Genomic DNA, 511 nt, shown 5'->3' with positions numbered 1-511 from the left:
CGCGGAGCCTTTGGCATAGCGCAGCGCGAGCGACCGTCGCGAATTGAAGGTCACCTGGGCTTGTCGACTTTTCCACAGCGCGGCACCGAGCGGGTCGAGATCATGCCTGGGCTGCGGATCATCGGCTACCGGCGCGCCGTCAGCATTGCCCTTGCGGTCGAGGACGAACAGGTTTCGATCCTGAGCATCTTTTACGCCGGTCGGAACATCACGGCGGAATTGCTGGAAGGCCGGCTCTGAAACGCTGCTCGGTTTGGCGCGGCTGTCGATAGTCCCAAGCAGGGGCAGGCGATTTTCAAGCCGATGGCACGCGCTGCCACCGAGGAGTGTCGAGCCTCGGTAGGCGTGATCGGCAGCGGAACACCACAGCCAAGCCAACTCACGAATTTCAGCCCCGTGGATATCTGCACGAGAAATCGAAAAAACATCGCAGATCGCGGTTGACAGTTTGGATTGGTGGCGACTATATACGCCCCACCAACGAGGGCGGCGCGCCGCTGGCGACGAAGAA

Annotated in this window: 1 pseudogene; it reads left to right on the top strand. The window is 61.3% G+C overall.

Annotated features, from left to right (window positions below):
• Window positions 1–240 (top strand): annotated as a pseudogene (locus tag AU465_RS36920) (type II toxin-antitoxin system RelE/ParE family toxin); the annotation flags it as partial.
• Window positions 241–511 lie beyond the last annotated feature (271 nt).

The sequence above is a fragment of the Mesorhizobium silamurunense genome (assembly GCF_014843905.1).
Taxonomy (GTDB): domain Bacteria; phylum Pseudomonadota; class Alphaproteobacteria; order Rhizobiales; family Rhizobiaceae; genus Mesorhizobium; species Mesorhizobium silamurunense.
Note: the sequence above shows the minus strand (reverse complement) of the source record. Positions and strands in the feature narration are given on the sequence as shown.